The 22318-nt window shown below is 69.8% G+C and carries 21 protein-coding genes and 1 tRNA gene; 12 read left to right on the top strand and 10 right to left on the bottom strand.

Going from position 1 to position 22318, the window contains the following annotated elements; all coding sequences use genetic code 11:
- Positions 1-21: 21 nt before the first annotated feature.
- Positions 22-396, bottom strand: a complete 375-nt coding sequence (gene apaG, locus AC6LJ9_RS23310; protein WP_103272143.1) for a Co2+/Mg2+ efflux facilitator ApaG/CorD — start codon at positions 394-396, stop codon at positions 22-24.
- 161 nt (positions 397-557) lie between these two features.
- On the opposite strand from apaG, the gene rpe reads away from it, so the two are divergent.
- From rpe to trpC, 6 genes are all read left to right on the top strand, one after another.
- Positions 558-1277 carry a ribulose-phosphate 3-epimerase gene (rpe, locus tag AC6LJ9_RS23305; RefSeq protein ID WP_498149395.1) on the top strand — a complete coding sequence of 240 codons (720 nt, stop codon included), beginning with the start codon at positions 558-560 and terminating at the stop codon, positions 1275-1277.
- 17 nt (positions 1278-1294) lie between these two features.
- Entirely contained in the window at positions 1295-2023 is a 729-nt protein-coding gene (locus tag AC6LJ9_RS23300; RefSeq protein ID WP_498149394.1) for a phosphoglycolate phosphatase, read from the top strand.
- A gap of 306 nt (positions 2024-2329) precedes the next feature.
- Entirely contained in the window at positions 2330-3850 is a 1521-nt protein-coding gene (trpE, locus tag AC6LJ9_RS23295; protein WP_498149393.1) for an anthranilate synthase component I, read from the top strand.
- A 59-nt stretch (positions 3851-3909) separates the two neighbouring features.
- Positions 3910-4476 carry an aminodeoxychorismate/anthranilate synthase component II gene (locus AC6LJ9_RS23290; RefSeq protein ID WP_212313727.1) on the top strand — a complete coding sequence of 189 codons (567 nt, stop codon included), beginning with the start codon at positions 3910-3912 and terminating at the stop codon, positions 4474-4476.
- Between the two features lie 13 nt (positions 4477-4489).
- The gene (trpD, locus tag AC6LJ9_RS23285) at positions 4490-5521 is read left to right on the top strand and encodes an anthranilate phosphoribosyltransferase (protein ID WP_103272138.1); all 1032 of its coding nucleotides are present in this window, start codon (positions 4490-4492) and stop codon (positions 5519-5521) included.
- A 144-nt stretch (positions 5522-5665) separates the two neighbouring features.
- Positions 5666-6454 (top strand): indole-3-glycerol phosphate synthase TrpC, encoded by a 789-nt coding sequence (gene trpC, locus AC6LJ9_RS23280; RefSeq protein WP_212313725.1) that lies wholly within the window; start codon positions 5666-5668, stop codon positions 6452-6454.
- A gap of 43 nt (positions 6455-6497) precedes the next feature.
- Here trpC and AC6LJ9_RS23275 read toward each other — a convergent pair whose 3' ends face one another.
- The gene (locus AC6LJ9_RS23275; RefSeq protein ID WP_498149392.1) at positions 6498-8402 is read right to left on the bottom strand and encodes a sigma-54-dependent Fis family transcriptional regulator; all 1905 of its coding nucleotides are present in this window, start codon (positions 8400-8402) and stop codon (positions 6498-6500) included.
- 252 nt (positions 8403-8654) lie between these two features.
- On the opposite strand from AC6LJ9_RS23275, the gene adh reads away from it, so the two are divergent.
- Both adh and AC6LJ9_RS23265 read left to right on the top strand, forming a co-directional pair.
- Positions 8655-10184, top strand: coding sequence for an aldehyde dehydrogenase (gene adh / locus AC6LJ9_RS23270; RefSeq protein WP_212313721.1), 1530 nt, complete (start codon positions 8655-8657; stop codon positions 10182-10184).
- Positions 10185-10279: 95 nt separating this feature from the next.
- Positions 10280-10657, top strand: a complete 378-nt coding sequence (locus AC6LJ9_RS23265) for a DUF779 domain-containing protein (protein WP_498149391.1) — start codon at positions 10280-10282, stop codon at positions 10655-10657.
- Between the two features lie 68 nt (positions 10658-10725).
- On the opposite strand, the gene AC6LJ9_RS23260 is transcribed toward AC6LJ9_RS23265, so the two are convergent.
- The 3 genes from AC6LJ9_RS23260 to AC6LJ9_RS23250 form a co-directional block, all read right to left on the bottom strand.
- Positions 10726-10887: a hypothetical protein gene (locus tag AC6LJ9_RS23260; protein WP_498149390.1), complete on the bottom strand. Its 162-nt coding sequence runs from the start codon at positions 10885-10887 to the stop codon at positions 10726-10728.
- An 88-nt stretch (positions 10888-10975) separates the two neighbouring features.
- Positions 10976-11632: a 2-hydroxychromene-2-carboxylate isomerase gene (locus AC6LJ9_RS23255; RefSeq protein ID WP_498149389.1), complete on the bottom strand. Its 657-nt coding sequence runs from the start codon at positions 11630-11632 to the stop codon at positions 10976-10978.
- Entirely contained in the window at positions 11632-11826 is a 195-nt protein-coding gene (locus tag AC6LJ9_RS23250) for a DUF2917 domain-containing protein (RefSeq protein WP_249204904.1), read from the bottom strand. The genes AC6LJ9_RS23255 and AC6LJ9_RS23250 overlap by 1 nt, the downstream gene beginning before the upstream one ends.
- 201 nt (positions 11827-12027) lie before the next feature.
- Between AC6LJ9_RS23250 and AC6LJ9_RS23245 the strand changes: the two genes are divergently transcribed.
- Both AC6LJ9_RS23245 and AC6LJ9_RS23240 read left to right on the top strand, forming a co-directional pair.
- Positions 12028-12945: a LysR substrate-binding domain-containing protein gene (locus tag AC6LJ9_RS23245; protein WP_498149388.1), complete on the top strand. Its 918-nt coding sequence runs from the start codon at positions 12028-12030 to the stop codon at positions 12943-12945.
- A gap of 245 nt (positions 12946-13190) precedes the next feature.
- Positions 13191-15245, top strand: a complete 2055-nt coding sequence (locus AC6LJ9_RS23240; RefSeq protein ID WP_498149387.1) for an LTA synthase family protein — start codon at positions 13191-13193, stop codon at positions 15243-15245.
- A gap of 40 nt (positions 15246-15285) precedes the next feature.
- On the opposite strand, the gene selD is transcribed toward AC6LJ9_RS23240, so the two are convergent.
- Complete coding sequence (gene selD / locus AC6LJ9_RS23235) at positions 15286-16347, bottom strand: selenide, water dikinase SelD (RefSeq protein WP_498149386.1); 1062 nt, start codon at positions 16345-16347, stop codon at positions 15286-15288.
- Between the two features lie 137 nt (positions 16348-16484).
- Between selD and AC6LJ9_RS23230 the strand changes: the two genes are divergently transcribed.
- Both AC6LJ9_RS23230 and AC6LJ9_RS23225 read left to right on the top strand, forming a co-directional pair.
- A complete protein-coding gene (locus AC6LJ9_RS23230) occupies positions 16485-17600 on the top strand; it encodes a transglutaminase-like domain-containing protein (RefSeq protein WP_498149385.1) in 1116 nt (371 codons plus the stop codon).
- A 19-nt stretch (positions 17601-17619) separates the two neighbouring features.
- Positions 17620-18159 (top strand): TlpA disulfide reductase family protein, encoded by a 540-nt coding sequence (locus AC6LJ9_RS23225; RefSeq protein ID WP_498149384.1) that lies wholly within the window; start codon positions 17620-17622, stop codon positions 18157-18159.
- Positions 18160-18192: 33 nt separating this feature from the next.
- Here the strand turns inward: AC6LJ9_RS23225 and AC6LJ9_RS23220 are convergent.
- From AC6LJ9_RS23220 to fdhE, 4 genes are all read right to left on the bottom strand, one after another.
- Positions 18193-18288, bottom strand: a tRNA-Sec gene (locus AC6LJ9_RS23220).
- Between the two features lie 12 nt (positions 18289-18300).
- On the bottom strand, positions 18301-20262 hold the full coding sequence (gene selB, locus AC6LJ9_RS23215) for a selenocysteine-specific translation elongation factor (protein ID WP_498149383.1): 1962 nt from the start codon (positions 20260-20262) through the stop codon (positions 18301-18303).
- Positions 20259-21698: an L-seryl-tRNA(Sec) selenium transferase gene (gene selA, locus AC6LJ9_RS23210; protein WP_498149382.1), complete on the bottom strand. Its 1440-nt coding sequence runs from the start codon at positions 21696-21698 to the stop codon at positions 20259-20261. The genes selB and selA overlap by 4 nt, the downstream gene beginning before the upstream one ends.
- Positions 21695-22318, bottom strand: a 624-nt coding sequence (gene fdhE, locus AC6LJ9_RS23205; RefSeq protein WP_498149381.1) for a formate dehydrogenase accessory protein FdhE, incomplete at its 5' end; no start/stop codon positions are given. The genes selA and fdhE, both read right to left, overlap by 4 nt.

The following is a 22318-nucleotide window of genomic DNA, read 5'->3' as shown; positions in this document are numbered from 1 at the left end:
AAAAACAGTCGCCTCGCGGCGTCAGTGCAAGGTACGCGGCATCGCCAGGACGAATTCGGAAATCGGCACTTCGAACGGGATCCCGTTCTCGCCGACGCAATGATAGGTGCCGCGCATCGTGCCCACCGGGGTGGGCAGCGGGCAGCCGCTGGTGTATTCGAAGGTCTCGCCGGGCGCCAGCAGGGGCTGCTGCCCGACCACGCCCAGCCCGCGCACTTCCTGCACGCGCTGGTTGCCGTCGGTGATGATCCAGTGGCGGCTGATCACCTGGGCCGGGTGTTCGCCGGTGTTGGTGATGCGGACGGTGTAGGCGAACACGAACTGGTGCTCGCCCGGATCGGACTGTTCGGGAACGAAGCGCGGAGAGACAGAGACGCTGAGGTCGTAAGGTTTCACAGTCCTTCCCTGTGTGGGGATGATGCACCCGGGGCTGCGCCTGGCGCCACGCCAGGGCGTTCCAGGACGAACTGGCGGCGCGCTTGTCGGACAACCGCGGACGGACGCCGCCGCAAGGGCTTTTCCCGACATCGCGCCCCAAACTGCAATAATGGCACATTATGCCCTCCCGCACCCCGAACGCCATGTCGAACGCCACCCGCATCACTCCCAGCATCCTGTCCGCCGACTTCGCCCGCCTGGGCGAGGAAGTACGCGACGTCGTCGCCGCCGGCGCCGACTGGATCCACTTCGACGTGATGGACAACCACTACGTGCCCAACCTGACCATCGGCCCGATGGTCTGTGCGGCGATCCGCCCGCACGTGACGGTGCCCATCGACGTGCACCTCATGGTCGAGCCGGTGGACGAGCTGGTGCCCATGTTCGCCAAGGCCGGCGCCGACTACATCAGCTTCCACCCGGACGCCAGCCGCCACGTGCACCGCACGCTGTCGCTGATCCGCGAGCACGGCTGCAAGGCCGGCCTGGTGTTCAACCCGGCCACGCCGCTGTCGCTGATGGACCATGTGATGGACCAGATCGACCTAGTGCTGCTCATGTCGGTGAACCCCGGCTTCGGCGGCCAGAGCTTCATTCCCGGCACCCTGGCCAAGCTGCGCGAGGCGCGCGCCCGCATCGACGCCTGGACCCAGGCCGGCGGCCAGCCGATAGCGCTGCAGGTCGACGGCGGGGTCAAGATCGACAACATCGCCGAGATCCGCCGCGCCGGCGCCGACACCTTCGTGGCCGGCTCGGCCATCTTCGGCAAGCCCGACTACCCCGGCATCATCAAGTCCATGCGCGAGCAGATCGCGCTGGGCGAGAGCCTGTCCGCCTGAGCCCCCGGAGCATTGCCATGACCGCATTCCGCGCCGCGCTGCTGGACCTGGACGGCACCCTGCTGGACTCGATCCCCGACCTGGCCTGGGCCGCCAACGCCATGCGCGTGGAGCTGGGCATGGCGCCGCTGCGCGAGGACGTGGTGGCCACCTTCGTCGGCAAGGGCGTGGACAATCTGGTGCGCCGCAGCCTGGCGGGCAGCCTGGATGCGGCCGAACCGGACGCCGACGCCTTCGCCCATGCCCGCGAGATCTTCCACCGCCACTACCACGAGGTGAACGGCGAGAAGGCCACGGTCTACCCCGGCGTGATCGAAGGCCTGAAGCACCTGCGAGACCAGGGGCTGAAGCTGGCGGTGGTGACCAACAAGCCCACCGAATTCACCGTGCCGCTCTTGCAGCGCGCCGGCCTGGCGGGCTTTTTCGACGCCGTGGTCTGCGGCGACACCTGCGCGCGGCGCAAGCCCGATCCCGACCAGGTGCTGCACGCCTGCGAACTGCTGGGCGTGGCCCCGCGCGAGGCCGTGACCATCGGCGATTCCATCAACGACGCCCAGGCCGGACGCAATGCCGGCACCCAGGTGCTGGTGGTGCCTTACGGCTACAACGAAGGCCGTGACGTGCGCGAGCTGGATGTCGATGGTATAGTTGACACGCTTGTCGACGCCGCCCAGTGGGTCGCGCTCTGGAATCAAAACAGGGACGCAGCTGAAATCCACCATGGCATCGCCGGGCCGCAAGCCTGATCGACAACGCAAAACCCTGCACAACGCAAGAACGCTCGCACAACTCATGAACGTTTCCATCCAGAACCAAATGCTCGGCGCCTCGTGGCGCTGGTGGCGTTTGTCTTCCGGGTGGCGATGATTCCCTTCCCGGCCCTAGACGCGACTTAGCCGCCTAGCGCCGACACTGTGCAAGCACAGCGCCAAGCCCGGAACCAGTAACCTGGACCGGGCTTTTTTGTTGCGCGCCCGGTCCCGAATGCGAAAACCCGCGAAAACCCGCGAAAACCGCGACACCCCCGCAAACCATCGCCGACGAGACCCGACATGACCGAAATCGAATTCAAAGCCCTCGCCGCCCAAGGCTACAACCGCATCCCGCTGGTGGCCGAGACCTATGCAGACCTGGACACGCCGCTGGGCATCTACCTGAAGCTGGCCCACGCCGGCCCCCAGGCCGGCCGCATGACCTGCCTGATGGAATCGGTGGTGGGCGGCGAGCGCTTCGGCCGATATTCGTTCATCGGCCTGCCGGCGCGCACCGTGATCCGCGCCAGCGGCACGCGCACCGAGGTGCTGCACGACGGCAAGGTCACCGAAACCCATGACGGCGACCCGCTGGCCTTCATCGAGCAATACCAGGCGCGCTTCAAGGTCGCGCTGCGCCCCGGCATGCCGCGCTTCTGCGGCGGCCTGGCGGGCTATTTCGGCTACGACACGGTGCGCCACATCGAGCCCTGCCTGGGCCCGGCGGTCAAGCCCTTCCCGGCCGGCATGGAAGGCGGCACGCCTGACCTGATGCTGATGCACGTGGACGAGCTGGTCATCGTCGACAACCTGGCCGGCCGCATCTACCTGATGGTCTACGCCGACCCGGCCCAGCCCGAGTCCTACAGCCGCGCCCAGCAGCGCCTGCACGACCTGCGCGCGCGGCTGCGACGCCCGGTGGAAATCCCGTACAGCCACGCCAGCATGCAGACCGAGGAACGGCGCGATTTCAAGAAGGAAGACTATCTGGCGGCCGTGCACCGCGCCAAGGAACACATCGCCGCCGGCGATCTGATGCAGGTCCAGGTCGGCCAGGTCATCGCCAAGCCCTTCCGCGATTCGCCGCTCTCCCTCTACCGCGCCCTGCGGTCCCTCAATCCCTCCCCCTACATGTATTTCTGGAACTTCGGCGACTTCCAGGTCGTGGGCGCCTCGCCCGAGATCCTGGTGCGCCAGGAGCGCATCGTCGACAACGGCGAGCCGAAGTCGCAGATCACCATCCGCCCGCTGGCCGGCACCCGCAAGCGCGGCGCCACGCCGGAAGAGGACGCGGCGCTGGCGGCGGAACTGAAGGCCGATCCCAAGGAAGTGGCCGAGCACGTCATGCTGATCGACCTGGCGCGCAATGACGTCGGCCGCGTGGCCGAGGTGGGCTCGGTCAAGGTCAGCGACACCATGGTGATCGAGCGCTACTCGCATGTGATGCACCTGGTGTCCAACGTCACGGGCACCCTCAATCCCGGCATGAGCAGCATGGACGTGCTGCGCGCCTCTTTCCCCGCCGGCACGCTGACCGGCGCGCCCAAGGTCGAGGCCATGAAGCTCATCGACGAGCTGGAGCCGGTACGTCGCGGCATCTACGGCGGCGCGGCCGGCTACCTGAGCTATGGCGGCGAGATGGACGTGGCCATCGCCATCCGCACCGGCGTGATCAAGGATGGCACGCTGTACGTGCAGGCCGCCGCCGGCATCGTCGCCGACTCCAATCCCGAAGCCGAATGGGCCGAGACCGAAGCCAAGGCCCGCGCCGTGCTGCGCGCGGCCGAGCAAGTGCAGCACGGCCTGGACGAACCCATCTGAGCGCCCCGACAACCGATACGACCAGCGGAGCCGGCCCCGGCTCCACAGGAGAGAAGAACATGCTGCTGATGATCGACAACTACGATTCGTTTACCTACAACCTGGTGCAGTACTTCGGCGAACTGGGCGAGGACGTGCGCGTCGCGCGCAACGACCAGATCACGCTGGAGGAAATCGCCGCGCTCAACCCCGACCGCATCTGCGTGTCGCCGGGCCCCTGCTCGCCGGCCGAGGCCGGCATCTCGGTGCCCGTGATCCAGGCCTACGCCGGCAAGAAGCCCATCCTGGGCGTGTGCCTGGGCCATCAGGCGATCGGCGCGGCCTTCGGCGGCGACATCGTGCGCGCCCAGCAGATCATGCACGGCAAGACCGTCCGCATCTCGCACACCGGCACCGACATCTTCGCCGGCCTGCCCACGCCCTACACGGTGATCCGCTACAACTCGCTGACCATAGACCCGGCCACGCTGCCCGACTGCCTGGCCGTCACGGCCACCGCTCCCGACGGCGACATCATGGGCGTGCGCCACAAGACCCTGCCGCTGTACGGCGTGCAGTTCCATCCCGAGTCCGTGCTCAGCGAGCACGGCCACGCGCTGCTGCGCAATTTCCTGAACCTCGCCTGAAGAAGGACGCATCGTGACCATTTCCGCCGCAGAAGCGCTCACGCGCTGTATCGAACACCGCGAAATCTTCCATGACGAGATGCTGCATCTCATGCGCATGCTGATGCGCGGCGAGATGTCGCCGCAGATCGCCAGCGCCCTGCTGATGGGCCTGCGCGTCAAGAAGGAAACCATCGGCGAGATCACCGCCGCCGCGCAGGTCATGCGCGAATTCGCTACGCCCGTGGTCACGCCCAATCCGGCCGACCTGCTCGACATGTGCGGCACCGGCGGCGACGGCAGCCACACCTTCAACATCTCCACCACGTCCATGTTCGTGGCCGCGGCCGCCGGCGTGCCCATCGCCAAGCACGGCAACCGCAGCGCCTCCTCCTCCAGCGGCAGCGCCGATGTGCTGGAAGCGCTGGGCGCCAACCTGACGCTGTCGCCCGAGCAGGTGGCCGAGTGCATCCAGGCCACCGGCATCGGCTTCATGTTCGCGCCCGCCCACCACGGCGCCATGAAGAACGTGGCCGCCGTGCGCAAGGAACTGGCCGTGCGCACCATCTTCAACATCCTGGGCCCGCTGACCAACCCGGCCGGCGCCGCCAACCAGCTGATGGGCGTGTTCCACGCCGACCTGGTCGGCATCCAGGTGCGCGTGCTGGAGCGCCTGGGCTCGCGCCACGTGCTGGTGGTGCATGGCAAGGACGGCATGGACGAAGCCTCGCTGGGCGCAGCCACGCTGGTGGGCGAACTCAAGGACGGGAAAGTCTCGGAATATGAGATCCACCCCGAGGACTACGGCCTGTCCATGATGTCGAACCGCAGCATCAAGGTATCCAATCGCGAGGAATCGCGTGCGCTTGTCATCGAGGCGCTGGACAATGCCGAGGGTGCCGCCCGTGATATCGTCGCGCTCAACGCGGGTCTGGCCATCTATGCCGGTAACAAAGCCGGTTCCATTCCCGAAGCCTTGGCGCTAGCATTCGAAATGATCGCCACCGGCGCCGCACGCGCCAAGCTAGAAGAATTCTGCGCATACACCCGGAAATTCCAAAAATGACACAGGCCCACCCCCGAAGCGCTACGCGCTTCCCCCTCAAGGGGGCATGCCTGCGGACCGGCAAAGCCGGCTCCGCGGCATCCCTCTTGCACGGCCTGGGTTTCAGTTATTGCCGGTATTGCACCTGCATCATGGATCAATGAAATGAATGACATTCTCGCGAAAATTCTCGCCGTCAAGGCCGAGGAAGTCGCAGCCGCACGCCAGATGCGCAGCGAAGCCGAAGTCCTGCGCGAGGCCCAGGCCCGGCAGGACGTGCGCGGCTTCGCGCAGTCCATCGAAGACAAGATCTCGCAAGGCAAGCCCGGCGTGATCGCCGAAATCAAGAAGGCCTCGCCGTCCAAGGGCGTGCTGCGCGAAACATTCAGCCCGGCCGAGATCGCCGCCACGTACGCCGTGCACGGCGCGGCCTGCCTGTCGGTGCTGACCGACGTGCAGTTCTTCCAGGGCTCGCACGACCACCTGCGCCAGGCCCGCGCGGCCTGCTCGCTGCCGGTGCTGCGCAAGGACTTCGTGATCGATCCCTACCAGATCATCTCGGCCCGCGCCATGGGCGCCGACTGCGTGCTGCTGATCGTGGCCGCGCTCAGCCCCGGCCAGCTGCGCGAGATGGAAACGCTGGCGATGGAACTGGGCATGGACGTGCTGGTGGAAGTGCACGACGCCAAGGAACTTGAAGTCGCGCTGACGATGAAGACGCCGCTGCTGGGCATCAACAACCGCAATCTGCGCACCTTCGAGACCAGCCTGTCGAACACGCTGGACCTGCTGCCCCTGATTCCCGCGGGCAAGCGCGTCGTGACCGAAAGCGGTATTCTCAAGCCCGAGGACGTGCAGCTGATGCGCCAGCACAAGGTCGACGCCTTCCTGGTGGGCGAAGCCTTCATGCGCGCGCCCGACCCGGGCGCCGAACTGGCGCGGCTGATCCGCTGATCCCCTGACTGTCTGATCTGCTGCGGGCCCGGTCCCGGGCGGCCTACGGCCGTTCGGCCCGGGCCGCTTCCAGCGCCGCCACGCGCCGGTACAGCGTGCTGCGGTGCACGCCCAGCGTACGCGCCGCGCGGCTGACATTGCCGCCATGCGCGGCCAGCGCCTCGCGGATGGCGGCGTCGGCCAGCGCCTGCAGGCTGGGCGGCGACGCCTCGGGCTGAGGTGACGCATGCCGCGCCGCATTGCTGGCGCCCCCGCGCTGGATCTCCTCCGGCAACATCGACAGGCTGGCCACGCCCGACGGGCCGGCCAGCACGCGCAACGTGCGCAGCACCGAGGCCAGCTGCCGGTAATTGCCCGGCCAGGCGTAGCTGGCCAGCGCCTGCTCGACCGCGGGCGGCAACGCCGTCGCCGCGCCTTGCGCGTTCCATAGCATGCGCAGCAGCTCGCGCAGGTCCGCCCGCTCGCGCAGCGGCCCCAGCGTCACCGTGTATTCGGCAATGCGGAAATACAAGTCCGGCCGCACCGGCGCGTCCGCGCCCTCGTGCGCCAGCGGGCGATGCGTGGCGCACAGCAGCGCGAAATCCACCGGCACCGGGCGCGCCGCGCCCAGCGGCGACACCTCGCGCTCCTGCAGCACGCGCAACAGTCGCGACTGCAGCGCCAGCGGCATGTCGCCGATCTCGTCCAGGAACAGCACGCCGCCATGCGCCTGCCGCAGCAGCCCCTTGCTGCCCTGGCGGCGGGCGCCGGTGAAGGCCCCGTCTTCATAGCCGAAGAGTTCGGATTCGATCAGGCTTTCGGGCAGGGCCGCGCAGTTCACGGCCACGAACGGCCCGGCGGCGCGCCCGCTGCGCGCATGCATCTGGCGCGCGAACACTTCCTTGCCCGCGCCGGTTTCACCCTGCAACAGGATCGAGACGCCGGCATCCATCAGGTGCACCGCGCGGCCCAGCGCGTCCAGCGCCGCCGCGTCCAGGCTGACGGCGGCCGGCGCGGGCGCGACGGCTCGCGGCTGGCCGCGTTCCGGCGCCGGCAAGGCGCGCGGCGCGGGCGACGGCGGCAGGCTCAGCCGCGCGTGATAGACGGCCCCGTTGCGCGCCTGCACCCGGCCCGTGGCATCGGGCGCGTGCGCCAGCGCGTCTTCGAACAGGTCTTCATGGCGATACACGCCCAGCGCCGTGGCCGAGAACGCCAGCGCCCGCAGCGCCAGCCGGTTGGCCCCGACCAGGAGGTCGCCCCGGAACGCCAGCAGCGCCTCGCCCGGCGCCCCCAGCCCGGCCGGATCGGCATGCAGGCGCAACACGGTGTCGCGCTCGTGCGCCTGCGCGAACAGGCGGTGTTCGATCTGGTCCACGGCGGCACGCACCAGGGCCAGCGCATCCGGCCGGATGCCGCCCGCCTGGCTGGACAGGTCCAGCACGCCCAGGATCCGTCCCTGGCTGTCGCACACCGGCACCGCCGCGCAGGTCAGGATGCGGTTGGGCTCGAAATAGTGCTCGGCCCCGTGCACGACGATGGAACGGCCCTCGACCAGCGCCGTGCCGATGGCATTGGTGCCGGCCGCCGCCTCGTCCCAGGGAGAGCCGGGCATCAGGGCGATGCGCGAGGCGCGCTGGGCGAAATCCATGTCGCCGCCGCAGTCCAGCACCAGGCCGCGCGAATCGGACAGGATCACCAGGCCGCCCTGTCCGTGCGCGCGCTTGCGCAGCTCGGCCATGGCCGGATCGGACATGCGGCGCAGCGCCTCGTTGCGCTCGCGGGCCTCGCGCAGCTCGGCCTGGGTCAGCGGTTCGGCGGGGCGCAGGCCGCGCATGTCGAAACCCAGGTCGGCGCAGCGCCGCCACGAACGCAGGATCGGCTCGGCGACCATGCCGCCGGGCACGGCGCCTTGCTGGTTGAACAGCAGGCGCGCTTGCGTCAGCGACTGCCGACGGGTCTGGATGGCCATGCATGTCTCCTTGAGCGGCGTTCTGCGACACCTGTTGCGCGACGCTGTCGCAAAACGCGACAGCGCCGGGACGGCCTTGCGCCGTCCGCGCCTGCGTGAGGCGCGCGCAAGCCTACTTTCGCACGCAGTCCGCGCGCTTGTCCAGCCGCGTCCCCGGTTGGCACGCGGATTGCTTGTAAGCATGCAGGCAGGCTGTCGCCGCCAATCCCGCTGCACAAACCCGCTGCATAAATACACCTACGGAGACTAGCAATGGACATCGCGACCCGCGTCACCCCCGACACCTATGGCACGCGCATCGACATCAAGCCGCAGTACGACAATTTCATCGATGGGCGCTGGCAGAAACCGGCGGACGGCGAATACTTCGACAACCTCACGCCCGTCACCGGCCAGCTGCTGACGCGCAACGCCCGCTCCAAGGAGCGCGACATCGAGATGGCGCTGGACGCCGCGCACCGCGCCGCGCCCAAGTGGGCCGCCACCGCGCCGGCCGAGCGCGCGCGCATGCTGCTGCGCATCGCCGACGTGATGGAAGCCAACCTGGAGCGCCTGGCCACGGCCGAGACCTGGGACAACGGCAAGCCGATCCGCGAGGCCCGCGCCGCCGACATCCCGCTGGCGATCGACCATTTCCGCTACTTCGCCTCGGCCATCCGCAGCCAGGAGGGCGGGCTGTCCGAGATCGATCACGACACGGTGGCCTATCACTTCAACGAGCCGCTGGGCGTGGTCGGGCAGATCATCCCGTGGAACTTCCCCATCCTGATGGCCGCGTGGAAGCTCGCCCCCGCGCTGGCCGCCGGCAACTGCGTGGTGCTCAAGCCGGCCGAGCAGACGCCGCTGGGCATCATGCTGCTGGCCGAGCTGGTCGCCGACATCCTGCCGCCGGGCGTGCTCAACGTCGTCACCGGCTTCGGCCTGGAAGCGGGCAAGCCGCTGGCCTCCAGCAAGCGCATCGCCAAGATCGCCTTCACCGGCGAGACCACCACCGGCCGCCTCATCATGCAGTACGCGTCGCAGAACATCATCCCGGTGACGCTGGAGCTGGGCGGCAAGTCGCCCAACATCTTCTTCGACAACGTCGCCGCCGAGGACGACGATTTCTTCGACAAGGCCGTCGAGGGCTTCGTGATGTTCGCGCTCAACCAGGGCGAGGTCTGCACCTGCCCCAGCCGCGCGCTGATCCAGGAATCGATCTACGAGAAATTCATGGAGCGCGCGCTCAAGCGCGTGGCCGCGATCAAGCAGGGCAATCCGCTGGACGCCGACACCATGCTGGGCGCGCAGGCCTCGACCGAGCAGCTGGAAAAGATCCTGTCCTACCTGGACATCGGCAAGCAGGAAGGCGCGCAGGTGCTGGCCGGCGGCGGGCGCGCACAGCTCGCCGGCGCGCTGGAGCACGGCTACTTCGTGCAGCCCACGGTGTTCAAGGGCCACAACAAGATGCGTATCTTCCAGGAAGAAATCTTCGGCCCGGTGGTGGCCGTGACCACCTTCAAGGACGCCGACGACGCGCTCAGCCAGGCCAACGACACGCTCTACGGCCTGGGCGCGGGCGTCTGGTCGCGCGACATCAACACCTGCTACCGCATGGGCCGCGGCATCAAGGCCGGCCGCGTCTGGACCAACTGCTATCACGCCTATCCGGCGCACGCGGCGTTCGGCGGCTACAAGCAATCCGGCATCGGGCGCGAGAACCACAAGATGATGCTCAACCACTACCAGCAGACCAAGAACCTGCTGGTGAGCTACTCGCCCAAGAAGCTGGGCTTCTTCTGATCCGGTGACAGCGGCGGCGGCGTCGCGGCCGCCGCCCGCCCGGTCCGCGGCAAGCGCCGCCGACCGGGTCCGCAACGCGCAACCGGAGACACGCCATGTCCGAAGCCACGCCGCGCGTGGTCGCCACCGACGCGGCCCGCGACCTCATCGCCACGCTGCGGGTCAAGCATGGCCCGCTGATGTTCCACCAGTCCGGCGGCTGCTGCGACGGCAGCTCGCCCATGTGCTACGCGCTGGGCGAATTCATGGTGGGCGGCGCCGACGTGCTGCTGGGCGACCTGGAAGGCTGCCCGTTCTACATGGGCGAGGACCAGTTCGCCTACTGGGAGCACACCCAGCTCATCATCGACGCCGTGCCCGGCCGGGGCGGCGCATTCTCGCTGGACAGCGCCGAGGGCCGGCGCTTCCTGCTGCGCTCGCGGCTGTACTCGGACGAGGAATGGGCGAACGTGGCGCCGGTGGGCCGGGGCTAGAACCGTGGGGCCAGACCCGTAAAGGCCTGACGGCCTCGCACAGTCGGAAGATCGGGGCCTGACCAGGCTCAGCCGCCGCCCGGCCCCTGCTTGACCTGCGGCACGGCGTGGCCGGATCCGGACTGTTTCCACTGGAACGCGACGCGGCGGATGCGCGCGGCGCGGAATTGGGTGAACGAACGGCCGCCCGGCATGGGCGCGCCGCGCAAGGGACTGCTGGAGTTCTTCATTGCCAGACTGAAGGGGAGGGAAAAACGGCGGCCTGCGACGCGGCTGCATTCAAGCGCGCAGCGCGGCCATCAAGTGGATGACGCGGCCTCAGGCCGACGCGGCGACACGGGCCGTGGCGCGGGCGGCCGAACGGCCCTGCTGTGCCCACGCCAGCGCATCCTCGAGCCGGTCGTTGCCCCAGAACATCTCGTCGCCGACGAAAAAGGTGGGCGCGCCGAACAGGCCCAAGTCGCGGGCGCGGTCGACCTGGCGGCGCAACGATTCCTTGACGGCCTCGGTCTTGGCGCGCCCGATCAGCGCGTCCGCGTCCAGCGCCAGGTCCCGCAGCAGATCATGGACCACGTCCTCGGCCTGGATGTCCAGGTCATGCTGAAAATTGGCGCGGAACACGGCCAGGCAGAAATCGCGCCCCCAGGATTCATCCTGTCCCATCAGCGCGATGCGCGCCGGCAGCACGCTGATGCGCGGGAACAGGCGCGGACGGCGGTAGGTCACGCCGTACTTGTCGGCCAGGCGCGCGATGTCGCGCATCATGTAGGCGCCCTTGCCCGGGAACAGCCGGAACGGCGTGTCGTTCCAGCCCTGGGCCTGGAAGATCGGGCCAAGCAGGAAGGGCCGCAGATCCACGCGCACCCCGACATCGCGCGCCAGATCCTCGATGCGCTCGATCGCCAGGTAGCTGTACGGGCTGGCGAAATCGAACCACATCTGCATGCGCGGCATATCGGGCTGGGGAACATTCATCACGGGGCTCCGGCGACCTGAATTAGCGCGACCTGCGCATCCGGCAGGCCGCTGAGGACGACATCGCGATCGCTGTCCACGGTGATGGCCTCTCCCGCATGCAGCACGCTGTCTTCGGGTTGGCGGTATTCGGACACCCATAGCGTGCCGGCATGGCACACGATGCGCAGGCCCGAAGCGCGTCTGAGCAGCATAGTCGAACGCCCGGCCAAACGGAATGACATTCCCGCAGTGCAACATAACTGGATCATGACGCCCCCCTGCCCCGGCAACGGCTATCGCGGCGGGAACCCTCGCATGAAATGCAACGGAACCCATCGTCTGAGTCATATTGGACGCTTCAGGCGGTATAGTGCTCAAGCGATATTTCGACCCCTTACGCATGAGTTTCAGGAATGTCATACCCGCTGGCCAAACTGCCCCCGCTTGATCTGGTCCGAGGCTTCGTGGCCGTGGGGCGACGCATGAGCATCACGCTGGCCGCCGAGGACCTGCACGTGACCCAGTCCGCCGTCAGCCGCCAGATCCGGGCGCTGGAGGCTCACCTGGGCGTGCCGCTGCTGGTGCGCGGCTTTCGCAGCGTGTCCTTCACGTCGGAAGGCGCCCGGCTGTTCCGCATGGCCGATATCTGGCTGGCCCAGCTCGGCGACCTGACCGAGCAGCTGCGCGCGCCCGAGCGCCGCACCCCGGTCACCGTCACCACCACCATCGGCGTGGCCTCGCTGTGGCTGCTGCCCCGCCTGGGCGACTTCCAGGCGGCCCACCCAGACATCGATGTGCGCGTGGCGGCCGACAACCGGGTCATCGACATCGACCGAGAAAGCGTGGACATCGCCATCCGCTACAGCCTGCGCGACACCGTGCCCGACGGCGCCGCCTGGATGTTCGGCGAATCGGTGGTGCCGGTGGCGCACCCCACGCTGGACGTGCGCGGCCTGGACGCGCGCGAACTGCAGCGCCACGTACTTCTGGAATTCGACGACCCGAGCCGTCCCTGGCTGCAATGGTCCGAATGGCTCAGCGCGCGCGGCCTGTCGCGCATGCGGCCCAAGGGCATGCTGCGCTTCAACCAGTACGACCAGATCGTGCACGCGGCCCTGGCCGGCCACGGCATCGCGCTGGGCCGCCTGGCGCTGATCGCGCCCATGCTGGCCGACCGCCGGCTGGCGGCCGTGGGCGGGCAGCCGGCCAGCGCCACCGAGCACGCCTACTGGCTGGTCCGCAACGCCCGCCGCAGCACGCCCGACGCGGACGTGGTGACGCGCTGGCTGACGGAACAGGCGGCGGCCACGGCGCGCGGTCTGGGGGACTGACCCCTGTGGCGGCCCGCGAGGACAAATTTATACAGAACTTTATAAAGACCGGCCGCGACTTCGCTAGAATGCCGACGGCCTGCAGTGAAACGCCTCCGCAATGATGCAAAGAACCTCTCGGACGCGCCCTGCTCCGCACGCCCCCGCGCGGCGCTGAAGCCGCGCCTTTCCCCAAAGCAGTCCGCAGCATCCCGCCACCCGGCCCTGACCGTTGGTGGGCAGGTTTTTTTTACCTATTGGCGCCGATGAAGCTTTCCCGTCCGTCTTTTTCCTGGCAAGGCTGGTTCCAGAACTTCCAGCAGTCCTTCCTGCTGCTGCTGGCCCCCTGGCTGGTCAGCGTGCTGGCGCAGTTCGCCGGCCGCGCCTACCTGCTGGCCAAGCACGCGCCGCCGTCGCTGTACGCGGCCTCGTCGGCCGACGTCGGCCGCTCGCTGACCATCGGCCTGCTGTTCGACATCAAGGTCGCCGCCATCGCCTTTTCGGCGCCGCTGCTGGCCGGCCTGGCGATCGCCGCCTTTCCCCGGCTGCAACGCGGCTGGCTGCGCTGGCAGTCCGCGCTGGGTGCGGTGATGGCCATGCTGTTCACCGCCACCACGGTGATCAGCGTTTTCTACTACGCCACCTTCGCCCGCTCGATCGACGTCTTCGTGTTCGGCCTGATCGACGAAGACACCTCGGCCGTCCTGGGCACCGTGTGGCAGGGCTATCCCGTGCTGCGCGCCGGCCTGCTGCTGTCGGCCGTGCTGGCGGCCACCTGGTGGCTGACCGCGAAATGGCGCGCGCGGCTGGAGCGGGCCCGGCCGACGCCGCGCTCGGCCATCGCCTGCGCGTTGCGGCTGCTGCTGATCATCGGCATCACGGTGCTGGCCTGCCGCGGCTCGATCAGCAAGTTCCCCCTGAACAAGGACGACACCAACCTGTCCGCCGTCGCGCTGCTCAACGACATCGCGCCCAACGGCATCTCGGCCTTCACCTGGGCCCTGGCCGACCGCGACAACGACAAGCGCTTTTCTCCGGTGACGCAGCGCGAAGGGCAGCTGCTGTACCAGCGCTTCCTGGGCCGCCCCGGCGATGGCCTGGAACCCTTCATGGCCGTCACGGCATTGAATCCTGTCGCGCGCGAACGTCCGCCGCACGTCGTGCTGCAGGTCATGGAGAGCATGGGCCATCACCTCAGCTCGCTCGACGCCCCCGGACGCGACCTGCTGGGCGCGCTGCGGCCGCATTGGGAATCCGACTGGCGCTTCGACCGCTTCGTGTCCGAAGGCAACGGCACCATCGATTCGCTGGCCCGGCTGCTGGTGCGCAGCCCCATGAAGGCCATCGGCCAGTCGTCGGCGGCATCGGCCAGGTTCGCCGGCAATGCCTTCGCGCCGTATCTGCAACGCGGCTACCGGGTGCTGTTCGTTACCTCGGGCACGTCCACCTGGCGCAACCTGGGCTCCTTCGTGCGCCAGCAGGGCGCGCACGAATTCATCGACCAGCAGACGCTGCGCCAGCGCTATCCCGAGGCGCAGATCGGCACCTGGGGCGTGCCCGACGAATACATGTTCCGCTACATGGAGGAACGCCTGGCCGAGGCCGACCGCGCCGGCCAGCCCCTGTTCATCATGGCGCTGTCGACCACCCATCATCCGCCCTTCACGCCTCCGCCCGGCGCCGGCGGGCGTGGCCTGGCGCTGGACGAAGCGACACGGGCCAAGCATTTCCACGACTGGACCGCCATCGACGACGTGCTGGGCACGCTGCGCTACGCCAACGACCAGCTGGGCGGCTTCATCACGCGCGTGAAGGCCTCGTCCGCCGGCGCCCGCACCATCATCGCGGCCACCGGCGACCACAACATCCTGGGCGTGGACTACCAGGATCCGAACGACGCGGCGCTGGCCCGCGCGGTGCCCTTCTATGTGTACGCCCCGCCGGCCTACCGCGCCAACGCCGTCTACGACCGCGAGCGGATCGGCAGCCACAAGGACATCATGCCGACGCTCTACCAGCTGAGCCTGTCGCAGGCCCCGTACTTCCAGTCCGGCTGCGACCTGCTGTCGCGGCATCCGGACAGCGGCTGGTGCTTCGGTTTCAACGCGCCCTACCTGATGCTCACGCAGGCCGGCGCCTACCAGCCCCAGCACCCCAGCCGGATCCGGCCCTGGGCCGGTCCGTCGGGCCTGGCCCTGTCGGCCGAGCGCGACGCCACGGCAGAGGAATTGGCGGAGCACGTCAGGCTGAACGCCTATCCGGCGCTGATGGAGTGGCAGATCAACCTGCAGGTGCAGGAGCAGGGCCACCTGCGCAAATAAGGCGGGATCGGGCCGCGCGCCAGCGCGGCCCGCGCGGGCATCAGCCGACCCGCACCTCGGGCGCGCCCGCGCCCATCTCGCCGACCACGGCCGCCTGGTCGAAGCCCTGGCTGCGGAACAGGTCCAGCACCGCCTGGGCCGCTTCCGGCGCGCAGGCCACCAACAGGCCGCCCGAGGTCTGCGGATCGGTCAACAGCGCGCGCTCCACATCCGTCACGTCATCGGCCAGCTTCACCGCGGCGCCATAGGACGCCCAGTTGCGGCCCGACGCGCCGGTGATCACGCCATCGGCCGCGTAGGCCTGCACGCCCGGCAGCCAGGGCAGCGCAGCGCGTCGCAGATGGGCGGTCAGGCCCGCGCCGCGCGCCATTTCCAGCGCATGGCCGAGCAGGCCGAAACCGGTCACGTCGGTGATGGCATGCACGCCGTCCAGGGCCGCCAGCGCGGCGCCGGGCCGGTTCAGCCGCGTGGTGGTGTCGATCATGACGCGGTAGCCGGCCTCGTCGAGCCGGTTTTTCTTCAGCGCGGCGGACAGGATGCCCACGCCCAGCGCCTTGCCCAGGATCAGCACGTCGCCGGCGCGCGCATCGGCATTGCGCTTGACGCGGCCGGGATGCACCAGCCCCATCGCCGCCAGGCCGTATATCGGCTCGACCGAGTCGATGCTGTGGCCGCCCGCCACGGGAATGCCGGCCTCGGCGCAGACCGATTCGCCGCCGCGCAGGATGTCGGCGATGACGCTGTGCGGCAGCACGTTGATCGGCATGCCGACGATGGCCAGCGCCATGATGGGCGTGCCGCCCATGGCGTAGACGTCCGACAGCGCATTGGTCGCGGCGATGCGGCCGAAGTCGTAGGGATCGTCAACGATGGGCATGAAGAAGTCGGTGGTGGCGATCAGCGCCTGCTCGTCATTGAGCTTGTAGACCGCGGCGTCGTCCGCGGTCTCGGTGCCCACCATCAGGTTGGGATAGGTGGCCGCCGGACCGAAGCGCGCCAGCAACTCGGACAGCACGCCCGGCGCGATCTTGCAGCCACAGCCGCCGCCATGCGACAGCGAGGTCAGGCGCGGCACGGCCGGGGCCGCTGCATTCTGGTTCATAGGGTTCTCCATATGTAGACCGAAAAAGGATAGCATCGCGCCCATGATGGGCCTATCATGGCCAGGCAGCAGGCAGCAAGGGACGGCCGCCCGCCAGGGCGCACCGACAGCCACACTTCACCGTGCGTGAGGGCTATATGGACCGCCGCGACTTTCTCCGTATCACGGGCGCCTCGGGCGCCCTGTGCGCCGCCGGCGCGACGCTTGCCGGCTCCGCGCTGGCGCAGGAGCGCACCGCCACCGTCTCCGCCGACTGGCGCACCTTCGAACTGAGCGCCGACATCAGCATCGAAGACCCCGGCAGCCAGGCCCGCCTGTGGATTCCCGTGCCCGACAGCGCCGACACCGACTACCAGCGCGGCGCGCAGACCGTCTGGCGCATCGAGGGCGGCGGCACCGCCTGGCTGGCGCAGGCCCCCGGCTACGGCGTGCGCATGCTGGCCGCGCAATGGCCTGAAAATCCGGACATACGCAGGATCACGGTCACCAGCCGCTTCCAGACGCGCAACCGCCGCGTCGACCTGGAACGGCCCGCGCCCGCCGGCTTCCGGCCCGAAAGCGCGGCGACGCTGCGCGAATATCTCAAGCCCACCGAGCTGCTGCCCACCGACGGCATCGTCAAGGCCACCGCCGACCGCATCACGCTCGGCCACGACGGCGACCTGGCGCGGGCGCGCGCGATCTACGAATGGGTGGTCGAGAACACCTGCCGCACGGCATCCACCCGCGGCTGCGGCGTGGGCGACGTGCGCTACATGCTTACGGCCAATGACCTGAACGGCAAGTGCGCCGACATCAATGCGCTGTTCGTGGCGCTGGCGCGCGCCGCCGGCATCCCCGCGCGCGACGCCTACGGCCTGCGCGTGGCCGACTCGCAACTGGGCTACAGGAGCCTGGGCAAGGCCGGCGACGTGACCCGCGCCCAGCACTGCCGCGCCGAGTTCTACGCCGCCAGCCACGGTTGGGTGCCGGTCGATCCGGCCGACGTGCGCAAGGTGATGCTGGAAGAACCGCCGGGCGAATTGCCGCTCAACAATCCACAGGTGCGCGCGGCGCGCGTGATGCTGTTCGGCGCCTGGGAGATGAACTGGGTGGCCTTCAACCACGGCCACGATGTGGCCTTGCCCGGCTCCGGCCTCGGGCCGGTTCCTTTCCTGATGTATCCCAATGGCGAGACGGCCGCCGGGCGCATGGACAGCCTGGACCCCGACAGCTTCCGCTACCGCCTGACGGCGCGCCAGCTCCCGGCCTGACCGCCACGGACCGTCCGACTTGTTCAGCCGCCGCCACTTCCTGCAATCGGGCCTCGCGCTGGCCGTGCTGCCGCTGGCGGCGCGCGCCGCCTCGGACGATGCGCTCAAGTCCGCCACCGGCCCGGATTGGGCGGCCTGGACCGCGCCCACGCCGCCGCTGATCCTGCCCGACCTGTCCGGCCGCGAACACAAGCTCTCGGCCTGGCGCGGCAATGTCGTGATGCTGAGCTTCTGGGCCACCTGGTGCGATCCGTGCCGCGACGAAATCCCGCTGATGTCTGCGATGGCGCGGCGGCACCGCGAGGAAGGGCTGCGGCTGGTCGCGGTGAACGTGGGCGAGTCGCTGGCGAAGGTCAGCACCTTTCTCGCCAAATGGCCGGTCGCCGGCGCGGTGCTGCACGACCGCAACAGCGCGGCGGCCAAGGCATGGAATGCGGTGGGACTGCCGGCCAACTACCTGATCGACCGAGGCGGCGCGGCGCGCCAATGGCATCTGGGCGAACTGGACTGGAAGGCGGACCGCGTCAGCGGGGTGGTCACGCGCATGCTGCGGGCCTGAAGCGCCGACGCGCGGCAACTGGCGCAAGAGGGATGGCGGAAGGCAGCAGGAGTCGAACCTACCTGGGAACGTCTGACGCCCCCAACCGGGTTTGAAGCCCGGCCGTGCCGCCGGGCACGGATGCCTTCCGCGAAGGCCCGCCTATGATACCGGCTCTGCCTCGTCTTGCCCAAGCGCGTAGGCGCCGCGCGGCACGTGGTTGTCGCGCACGCGCCGCGTGTAGCCGACGCGATCGAAGAACTCCAGGATCTGGATCGCGCGCTTGCGTCCCAGGCCGGTCGCGTCGCGGAACGCCGCGGCGTTGAGCCCGGCGGGCGCGGCCGCCAGTCCGCGCGCCAGCGCCGCCAGCTCGCGCACGCGGTCGCGGTGATAGAACAGGTCCTTCACCACCTGCGCCACCTCGCCGCGCCGCAGCAGCTTGCGCAGCAGCAGCCGCACGCGCTCTTCCGGCTCGCCACGCAGGCGCGCCAAGTCGCGCACCCAGGGCGGGTCGTAGCGACCCTCGGCCAGCAGCGGCAGCAACGCGCTGGCCAGCGCGGTTTCATCATCGGACAGCGTCGCGGCATGGCCTGGCAGATGCAGCCAGGGACCGTTGCGCGCGATCCGCCCTTCTGCTTGCAGATCGTCCAGCAGCACCTGCCACAAGGCCTCCGCCACGGCCGGCAGCGCCATGCGGCGCAGCCGCGCGCCGTCCGGGCCGGGCTCGTCCGGCGCGGCCTGGTGGAAGGCCGCCAGCGCCTGTTCGGCCTTGGCGCGCAGCGCGTCCCAATGCGCGGCCAGGATCAGCGTGCGGGGCGCCTGCGGCGTGCGGCCGGCCAGCCATTGCGCCCCGGGAGGCGCGGCCAGCGCGCGCGCGTCGCGACCGGTCAGGCGCTGCAAGGCGGCTTCGTCCAGGCCCAGCGCCGCCTGTTCCAGCAACGGCGCGAGATCCGCGCCGTCCAGCATCGCCGCCAGCGCGCGCAGCCATTGCAGCCGCGCCGGCGCGCGCCGCTTGCGGTCCGGCGCATTGGGATCGAGCACGCGGCCGCCGCCCACCGTGCGCGTGGCCTGCGCATTGCGCACGATGTAGCGGTCGCCAGGCATGGCGCAGACCGGCGCGTCGAACACCAGCTGCGCCCAGCCGGACTGGCCCGGCGCCAGCGTTTCCGCCGACAGCGGCACGGCATGCGCCAGATGGCGGGCCGCGCCGATATGCACATGCAGCGGCGTCCAGGCGCGCACCGTGCCGGCCGCGCCGGCGGCATCGGCCTCGCCGCCAGGCAGCAGCGTCAGTTCGACATCCACATGGCGCGACGGCAGGAAGCAGCGCGCGTCCGCCACCCAGTCGCCCCGCGCGATCGCATTCTTGTCGATGCCGGCCAGGTTGAGCGCGCAGCGTTGCCCGGCCGCGCCGGTCTCGCTGGGCCGGTTCTGCGCATGGATGCCGCGCACCCGCAGCCGTTCGCCGGCCGGCATCAGCCGCAGGTCGGCGCTTTCGTCGCCGGCCCGCGCCAGGCCCGCGTGCGCCGTGCCGGTCACCACCGTGCCGTGGCCCGCCAGCGTGAAAACGCGGTCCACGGCCAGCCGGAACAGGCCGTCGTCGCGACGCTGGCCCAGCGCCTGGGCTGCCTCGTGCAGATGAAGCCGCAGCCGTTCCGTGCCGGCGTCGCCGGCCTGCGCGGCGCACAGCTCGAACACCGGCGCGCCGTCCAGGAAGGTGCCCGCCGTCAGCGCGGCGATGCCGTCGCGCGCCGCCGCCAGCTGCGCCGCGTCGGCGCGGTCGGCCTTGGTCAGCGCCACCGCGCCGCGCGCCACGCCCAGCAAGGACAGGATGGCCAGGTGCTCGCGCGTCTGCGGCATGACGCCGTCGTCGGCCGCCACGACCAAAAGGCCGAAGTCGATGCCGCTGGCACCGGCCGCCATGGTGTGCACCAGTTTCTCGTGGCCGGGCACGTCGATGAAGCCCAGCACGTCGCCATTGTCCAGCGGCGTGTAGGCATAGCCCAGCTCGATGGAGATGCCGCGCGCCTTTTCTTCCTTGAGGCGGTCGGTGTCCACGCCCGTCAGGGCGCGCACCAGCGTGGTCTTGCCGTGGTCGATATGGCCCGCGGTGCCGACGATCACAGGATGGGCTCCGCCAGCTGCGCGGCGAAAGCGGCCTCGTCGCGCGCTTCCAGGCAGCGCAGGTCCAGCCACAGCGCATCGTCGGCGATGCGGCCGATCACCGGCACCGGCAGGCCGCGCAGCGCGGCTTCCAGCCTGTCCAGGTGCCGCCCCGGCCGGCCCGGGCCACGATGGCGCGCCGCGAGCCCGTAGCTGGGCAGCTGGTCCACCGGCAGCGCGCCGCTGCCGATCTGGCTGTACATGGGCACGGCCTCGACCTCGAAGGCGGAACCGGCCGCGTGCGCCAGCGCGCCGCGCAGCCGTTCGGCCAGCGCCTGGATCTCGCGCTGCGGCCGCGTCAGCAGGCGCAGCGTGGTCAGGCGGTCGGCCAGGAATTCCGGCGCGCGGTACAGGGCCAGCACCGGCTCCAGCGCGGCCAGGGTCAGCTTGCCCACGCGCAGCGCGCGCTTGAGCGGGTTCTTCTTGATCTTGCGGATCAGGTCGGCGCGGCCCACCAGCAGGCCGGCCTGCGGGCCGCCCAGCAGCTTGTCGCCGCTGAAGGTGACCAGGTCGGCGCCAGCGGCGATGGTCTCGCGCACGGTGTCTTCTTTCGGCAGGCCGAACTGGGCCAGGTCCACCAGCGTGCCGCTGCCCAGGTCCACCGTGGCCGGCAGGCCGCGCGCATGCGCCATGGCGGCCACCTCGGCCACGCTCACGCTCTTGGTGAAGCCGGTGACGGCGTAGTTGCTGCAATGCACCTTCATCAGCATCGCGGTGCGCGGGCCGATGGCGTTCTCGTAATCGGCGGCGTGGGTGCGGTTGGTGGTGCCCACCTCGACCAGCTTGGCGCCGGCGCGCTTCATGATGTCGGGGATGCGGAAGGCGCCGCCGATCTCGACCAGCTCGCCGCGCGACACCACCACTTCGCGCCGGTCCGCCAGCGCGTTGAGCATCAACAGCACGGCGGCGGCATTGTTGTTGACCACGGTGGCCGCCTCGGCCCCGGTCAGCTCGCGCAGCAGGCCCTCGACCAGATCGTCGCGGTCGCCGCGTCCGCCCGTGTCCAGGTCGAACTCCAGGTTGGCCGGCGAGGTCAGCGCGCGCAGCACCGAGGCCACGGCCTCATCGGGCAGCAGCGCACGGCCCAGGTTGGTGTGCAGCACGGTGCCGGTCAGGTTGTGCACGGCGCGCAGGCGCGGCGCCGTGGCGCGGGCCAGGGCGGCGTCCACGCGGCCCGCCACGGCCGCCGCGTCCAGCTCGGCGCGCGCCAGGCCGCCCTGCAGCGCGCGCTGGCGCAGCGCGTCCAGGTCCTGGCGCAGCGCCGCCACCACCTGCGTGCGGCCGTGGGCATCCAGCGCCGGGCGCAGCGCATCGGCGTTCAGCAGCCGGTCGAGCGCAGGGATGTCGGAAACGGCGGCGGCCTGGCCGGCGCCAGCGGGCGGCGGAACGGCGCTCATTCTTCCTCCGCGCCGTTCCACAGCAAGGGATTGCCGCTGGCGCGGGCGTAGCCGGCCTCGCCGACCAGCACGTCCAGCATCAGGCTGGCCAGGTCGTCGGCCACCGGCTCGACGTGCAGGTCCTTGTCCTGGTAGAAGATCTTGCGATAGCTGTGGCAATGGTCGCAGGTCTCGGCCTTGATGGCCTCGGAGCGGCCTTCGATGGCCTGGTAGGCCACCGATTCCACGTCCTCGCAGTGCGAGCACTTCACGCGCACCATGTGCCACTGGGTCGAGCACAGGCTGCAGCAGAGGTAGCGGTAGCCCTCGAACTGGCCGCCCACGCGCACGATGCTGGCCACCGGCAGGCTGGCGCAGACCGGGCAGACGCCGAACGGGCTGGCCACCGGCAGCAGCTTTTCGTCGAAACGGCTGGCCAGGCTGGTCCAGTAGACCTGCAGGGCCGCCATGACGAAGGGCGCGGCGGCGCCGTCGACGCCGTGGTCCTGCTCGGCCAGCACGGCCTCGGCCAGATCCTCCAGCGCCTCGGGGTCCTCGTCCACGGCGCGGCGCAGCGCGACGCAGACCTCGGCGGCCTCGGCGGGCGTGCCGGGCGCCTGGGCGACCTCGTCGACCAGGCG

This window comes from Achromobacter sp. 1011811831 (assembly GCF_059760905.1).
The sequence above is the reverse complement of the archived record's forward strand: the minus strand, read 5'-3'. Positions and strand labels throughout refer to the sequence as shown.

Excerpts from the sequence above, each read along its gene's own strand:
- AC6LJ9_RS23250 (WP_249204904.1), bottom strand. The coding sequence starts at position 11,826 with ATGCTGCTCAGACGCGCTTCGGGCCTGCGCATCGTGTGCCATGCCGGC.
- AC6LJ9_RS23260 (WP_498149390.1), bottom strand. The coding sequence starts at position 10,887 with ATGAAGAACTCCAGCAGTCCCTTGCGCGGCGCGCCCATGCCGGGCGGC.
- AC6LJ9_RS23230 (WP_498149385.1), top strand. The coding sequence starts at position 16,485 with ATGGACCGCCGCGACTTTCTCCGTATCACGGGCGCCTCGGGCGCCCTG.
- AC6LJ9_RS23300 (WP_498149394.1), top strand. The coding sequence starts at position 1,295 with ATGACCGCATTCCGCGCCGCGCTGCTGGACCTGGACGGCACCCTGCTG.
- rpe (WP_498149395.1), top strand. The coding sequence starts at position 558 with ATGCCCTCCCGCACCCCGAACGCCATGTCGAACGCCACCCGCATCACT.
- AC6LJ9_RS23255 (WP_498149389.1), bottom strand. The coding sequence starts at position 11,632 with ATGAATGTTCCCCAGCCCGATATGCCGCGCATGCAGATGTGGTTCGAT.
- AC6LJ9_RS23265 (WP_498149391.1), top strand. The coding sequence starts at position 10,280 with ATGTCCGAAGCCACGCCGCGCGTGGTCGCCACCGACGCGGCCCGCGAC.
- AC6LJ9_RS23245 (WP_498149388.1), top strand. The coding sequence starts at position 12,028 with ATGTCATACCCGCTGGCCAAACTGCCCCCGCTTGATCTGGTCCGAGGC.
- adh (WP_212313721.1), top strand. The coding sequence starts at position 8,655 with ATGGACATCGCGACCCGCGTCACCCCCGACACCTATGGCACGCGCATC.
- selA (WP_498149382.1), bottom strand. The coding sequence starts at position 21,698 with ATGAGCGCCGTTCCGCCGCCCGCTGGCGCCGGCCAGGCCGCCGCCGTT.
- AC6LJ9_RS23290 (WP_212313727.1), top strand. The coding sequence starts at position 3,910 with ATGCTGCTGATGATCGACAACTACGATTCGTTTACCTACAACCTGGTG.
- trpC (WP_212313725.1), top strand. The coding sequence starts at position 5,666 with ATGAATGACATTCTCGCGAAAATTCTCGCCGTCAAGGCCGAGGAAGTC.
- selD (WP_498149386.1), bottom strand. The coding sequence starts at position 16,347 with ATGAACCAGAATGCAGCGGCCCCGGCCGTGCCGCGCCTGACCTCGCTG.
- AC6LJ9_RS23275 (WP_498149392.1), bottom strand. The coding sequence starts at position 8,402 with ATGGCCATCCAGACCCGTCGGCAGTCGCTGACGCAAGCGCGCCTGCTG.
- AC6LJ9_RS23240 (WP_498149387.1), top strand. The coding sequence starts at position 13,191 with ATGAAGCTTTCCCGTCCGTCTTTTTCCTGGCAAGGCTGGTTCCAGAAC.
- trpE (WP_498149393.1), top strand. The coding sequence starts at position 2,330 with ATGACCGAAATCGAATTCAAAGCCCTCGCCGCCCAAGGCTACAACCGC.